The organism is Paramuribaculum intestinale, from assembly GCF_003024925.1.
Classification (GTDB): Bacteria; Bacteroidota; Bacteroidia; order Bacteroidales; family Muribaculaceae; genus Paramuribaculum; species Paramuribaculum intestinale.
Map to the genome: position 1 here is coordinate 1 of NZ_PUED01000168.1, position 5,069 is coordinate 5,069.

General features: G+C 50.0%; 6 protein-coding genes and 1 pseudogene. All 7 read right to left on the reverse strand.

The window, feature by feature from the left end; translation table 11 throughout:
• Positions 1-64: 64 nt before the first annotated feature.
• Complete coding sequence (dcm, locus tag C5O24_RS10665) at positions 65-1,531, reverse strand: DNA (cytosine-5-)-methyltransferase (protein WP_107681804.1); 1,467 nt, start codon at positions 1,529-1,531, stop codon at positions 65-67.
• A gap of 6 nt (positions 1,532-1,537) precedes the next feature.
• Positions 1,538-2,146, reverse strand: coding sequence for a DUF4406 domain-containing protein (locus C5O24_RS10670; RefSeq protein WP_107681805.1), 609 nt, complete (start codon positions 2,144-2,146; stop codon positions 1,538-1,540).
• A 107-nt stretch (positions 2,147-2,253) separates the two neighbouring features.
• Entirely contained in the window at positions 2,254-2,826 is a 573-nt protein-coding gene (locus C5O24_RS10675; RefSeq protein ID WP_107681808.1) for an AAA family ATPase, read from the reverse strand.
• 31 nt (positions 2,827-2,857) lie between these two features.
• Positions 2,858-3,655: a DUF6291 domain-containing protein gene (locus C5O24_RS13820; RefSeq protein ID WP_133165538.1), complete on the reverse strand. Its 798-nt coding sequence runs from the start codon at positions 3,653-3,655 to the stop codon at positions 2,858-2,860.
• Positions 3,656-3,710: 55 nt separating this feature from the next.
• Positions 3,711-4,577: a hypothetical protein gene (locus tag C5O24_RS10680; protein ID WP_107681806.1), complete on the reverse strand. Its 867-nt coding sequence runs from the start codon at positions 4,575-4,577 to the stop codon at positions 3,711-3,713.
• A gap of 3 nt (positions 4,578-4,580) precedes the next feature.
• A complete protein-coding gene (locus C5O24_RS10685) occupies positions 4,581-4,871 on the reverse strand; it encodes an HU family DNA-binding protein (RefSeq protein ID WP_161553888.1) in 291 nt (96 codons plus the stop codon).
• 13 nt (positions 4,872-4,884) lie between these two features.
• Positions 4,885-5,069 (reverse strand): annotated as a pseudogene (locus C5O24_RS14325) (hypothetical protein); the annotation flags it as partial.

The window sequence follows — 5,069 nt, forward strand, 5'->3', positions numbered from 1 at the left end:
TAACAATTCAATATCAATGCAAACTATTGTGTATCAGTGCGATACAGCTATGCCTGCTCAAAAATTACCGAACTGTTGTGAATTGGAAAATATGCTTAATTACGTCTACCGTCCAACCGTTACCGAGCATTCGGTATGCCTGGCTATCACTGCAAACCCATTCGTACCAATCGGGAATAGTTTGTAGGCGGCTGCACTCGGTGGGGGTAAGACGGCGTAGAACTGCGTCGGGTGTTAGAACTGCGGGCGCGTGTCCGGCGTGGGCTGAACACAAAGCAGGGGTTATGCCGTCGGCTGAATAGACGCGGTTTTGTTGGTATGGCTGCTTTCCGCCGCTCTCGGTGTCCGGGTTAAGTTGTATTACCTCGCGGCTTTGTACGATGTTGTTGGCTTCGTAGCGGCTTGAAGTAACCGTAGGGGCTTTTCTACGGAATACCGCGCCTTCGTTAAATCCGTGGGGAAGTTGAAGTATTAGATTATCTTTTTGAACCGTTGTTAGTGTATTGGTTTTCCCGTCGGTTCGCGGCTCTAACGCCGTCATGTTGTGGCGGCTCTCCTGTACTTCTCCGGCTTCGTATTGGCGGCGTATAGCCTTGCCGTATTCGGTTCGGCGTGGTGTCAAACACGCGGATTCTATGTAAATTAAATTGTCCTTCTCCACGCTTGTAAGGCAGTTAGTCTTACCGTCCGGGCGAAGTTCCGGCGTTTGCTCGTTCCTTCCTGTTTCCGGGTTGAAACGCCCACGAACAGCCACGCAACGGGCGGCGCGTTCCCCTTGAAGTAATACTATATCGTCGTGGCAGCTCCCGCCTACGCGAAGGGTGTTGCTTTTTTCGTCTTCCGCCCTTGGGTGGAAGCCGAAGCCGGTACCGGCTTCGGCTTGCCGTTGATGGTGTTCTATAAGTTTCTTTATTCGTTGGGAAGTAAGGACGTAGCGGGGTTCTACCTCGTCTTCCAAAATATCGCGTAGGAATATTCCCCGGTCTTCCGGCTGTGGAATTGCGGTAAATACCTTTGTGTCGAATAGGTTTGCTTCTTCGCGTGTCCGTATGTTAGTCCAATACAAGCGGACGCGGTTTTGTGCTGAAACTAAGGCGGAATTTATTACGACGGGTTCTAATCCTAATTGGTCGGTAATGACTTGTTCGCACTCCTTACGCATACGGACGTTTTCAAGTAGGAATAAAACGCCGGGGTTATACTCCTGTATCTCCCGAAGAATACGGACGTATTCAAAGAACAGGACGCTTCGGGGGTCGTTAAAATTTAACTGCTTTCCGGCGAAGCTGAACCCTTGGCACGGCGAACCGCCTATAAGGAGGTCTATGTGGGGAAGGTCGGCGGCGTGTACTCCTGTCACGCTGCCGAGCTGCACCGTGTCCGGGAAATTGTGCTGTGTCTGCTGTATGGCGAATTTGTCAATTTCGGAAGCAAAGTATTTGTTTACCTTTATTCCGGCTTCCCTTAACGCTATTTGCCCGCAGCTCATCCCGTCAAAAAGGGAAAGTACGTTTATTCCGTTGTTGTTCATTTCGTCTTATATTGATACGTCCGAAGGCGTAGTTAATTTATTACTCAATAGCGTAGCCACTTTTTCGGCGGCGGCGCGGAACTCTCGGTTATACTTGTATTCGTTTTCGTATCGACGGAGGTGGTAGTGAATTGTAGAAGTGTCGTGTTTCGTTTCTTCGGCGATGGCCTGTGTCGAAACGCCGCGCTTTTTGCAATGGTGGGCGTATATCATTCGGGCGTAGACGTACCAACGCCCCCGGCTGTCGTTCACTATGTACTTGAAGGGAACAGCCATCGCTACAAGTATGGCGCGTTTAATATCCCGGTGCAACGGTCTACGTTCGTATTCCACCGTTAAACCTAAACCTTTGGCTATCTCCCGTTCTAATGTCGCCCCGTTGCTTAACTCCCAATTCGCAAGCATATAAATCGCGTCGCAGTCAAGCAATAAGCGAATATCCGCTTTCATTTGCTCTCTCCACGGTTCGGACGGATCCACGCCGTTGTTAAGGGGGTTAATCACGGCGTAGCCCTGTGCCGTTAGGCGCGTGGCGGCTGCGGTAAAATTCGCGGTGTATTCTTCCGGGGTTAATCCCGAAATTTGGCCGCTTATGTAAATCTTAGTTTGCTTCATGCGATTTTGGGTTTATTTTGCTTCTATGGCGTTTTATTGTCGTCAGCCCTTCAACTACCCACCCGAAGGGCATAGCGCGAAATTTGGGGCGTTTCCGTGGCTCTGGCCTACTTTAACGGCGTTAGCCTATGCCTATAACTTTGGTTGTCAAATGGTAAATAATCAAACATTTCGGCGAAGCGGTCATTTATGCGGTCGCCGTACCTGTTTACTATGTCGTCTTCACTTTCAAGATTTGACGTTATCACGGTAAAGAGTTGGCGGTCGTAGCGTTGGTAAAGAAGTTCTACCATTGGGCTTACTTCGTTACCCCAAACCTTTACGCTTGTAGCTTCCGTTCCTACGTCGTCGATAAATAGCAGTTCGGTCCCTTTAAGGTCTGCTAATAGTTCGTTCCTTTCATCCCTTGCTAAATCCACCAATCGGGATGCGGGAATTTTTCGTACTTGCTTCCTTTCGTTGGAATAGTTGGAATAATAAAGCGTGTCTATTAGCTGCTTTATCGCGTCCGCTAAGGTCGTTTTTCCGTTCCCCGGTTTCCCAAAAAGGAACAAACCGGGCTTTTCGCTTTTGCCGACGAGCCACTCTGCGGCCTTTCGTATGTGTTCGGCGGTGGCTGTGTCCTCGTTGAAGGTATGCCCGCGCCGCTCCACTTGGAAGCGATAACAATCGGTAAGCATTTCGGGTATTAGGTCTATATACCTATCCACCTTAAAGCGTCCCTTTGAAGCGTCGCGGAGTTTGCTCAGGTGCATTTTCCACCGTTGTAGAAACTGGGCGCGTTCCTGTTTGGGGTCTTGAGATTGTTGGTTGTCCATAACTGCTTGGTTTTTGTTTTTGTAAATATCTATCGACTACCCATGAACGAATGGCGGCGGCATCGCTTTTATAGCGTTTCCCGTTGGCTTCTTTGTAGTCGTTAAGAATTTGGGTTAATTCGCGGGTTGTGTCTTCTCCGTATTGCTCGACAAAGGCGTTATATTCTTCCTGTGTCAGTTGTACGCTCGACGCGAAGGCTATTTTTTCTTTTTTCTTTTTTTCGGTTGTTTTTTCTTTTTCTATTTTTTCTTTATCTTCTACGTTAGTAGAAGTTAATATAGATTTAGATATAGATATAGATATGCTTTGTTTTGGGTTGTTTTCTTCGACGGTTGAAACTTCTTCGGTTGTTATTCCTTCGGCTTCGGTTGTTTTGGGTTGTTTTGGGTTGTTTTGGGTTGTTTCTTTTCCGTTTTCGGTTGTTTTTTTTTGTGCGTTTTGGTTTCCTTTTGGAGCCCCGCCTTTCCTTCCGTTTGCTTGGTTACGTTCCAATCTTGCCGCATTCATATCAAACCGGGACTTAAACGCCAAAAAGAACCCTTTCGCTATCGGGTCAGCGTCTTCGTCGGGTTCTTGGTCGTCGAAGGCGTAGGCGAATAGCAACCGCATTACTTCTTTACAAAGTTCCGGGGGCAAAGTGAGCAACGTGTCGCGTATGTCACGGTATATAATTATGCTGTCTTGGCTCATAGTGGTTGTTTTAATGGGGCGCGTTCTCCGGGTATGGCTAACGCGCCCCGGTTTATTAGTCGGTTGTTACTTTTATCTTCTCCACCTCCTTATAGGCGACGCAGAAGGCGTAAGGAATAATCGCGTTCAAGTTGAAGGGCGAAGCCGAAGTAAGCGAAATTTCAAAGGTGCGGGCTTCCCGTCCTTCTTCTTCCGCCCGCTTCTTCATCGTGGTGTTAATCCACGCTGTAATTACCGCCTTCGCGGTGTCGATGTCGCGTGTCTTAACTATGAAGTCGTAACTACTTGGGCGCGGTTCTTCTTCGTCGCCTTCGGTCGGAACTGCGGTTATGTCGGCTTCAATGCGGTAATACTTCGTATCTTCGCGGGCTTCCTCTCCGTCCGGGGTTTCCTCTCCGGCTTCGTTGCCGCCTTCCACTTCCTCGACGGCGCGGCGGAAGCGGTCGTTTAGAATTATGCAGCCGGGCATTAACTTGACGCTATCCACCGAAAAGGCGGAAGTAAAGTTAAGTTCTATGTAGTCCGTGACTACTTCAATAGCGGCGGTCGCGCTCTGCGCCTGTAAGATGAAACTCTTACGCTTGTTTCCTACCACGGCGGTAGCCTTGTAGGGGCGTAAAACGTAGTCCTTTGAGGGTTGGGCTAATCGGCGTTGGTTACTTACTTCCACGTCGGCAATATCGCCGCATTGAATGTGGAAGGCGATGCTTATCGCGGTGTCTTCGTCTATGTACTTGCCCTTCTCAAAAAGGATGTCGTTACGCTCCACCGTTATTATTTCCCCGGTGTCTTGGTCGGCAAAGTCTTCCTTCCACGTCTTGACGACGCGGGAAGCGAGGAATTTGCCAACCATCCGGCGTTGGTCGTCGGTGCGGTAGCGTATTTCGTCCTTCCGGGTTTCGGTTCTTTCCTGTGCTTCCATAACTTAGTCCTGTGCTACGTTGAAGTCTGCGGCGGGTTTGAAACTTACCACTTTCCGCGCCGGGACGTGGACGGGTTCGCCTGTGCTGATGTTTCGGGCGGTCTTGGCTTTTCGGTTCTTGTGTCCGAAGGTACCGAAGCCCCGGAGGGTTACTTCCCCGCCACAATAAACCACGTCCTTAATTACGCCGAGGGTGGCTGTAATTACTTCTTCCACCACGGCGGCGGGTGTGCCGTGGGCTTCCGTTCCGTTGCAAGCTGCCGCAACTTTGGCGGCTAATTCTTTCTTTGTCATTTCGGGTATGGGGTTAGAATTTTTCTACTAAGATTTGGGCGTAAAGGTCGCGGAACGTGTCGCCCGCGTAGGCGGCGATGTCGCTGTCGTGGAAGCAAAGCCGGGAGCCGGAGTACGCAGCCGGATCCGAAGCCGCGCGGATCGCAGACGCGCTCGCAAGCCCGGCAGCCGCGCCGCAGGGTTTACCCCTGGCGCATA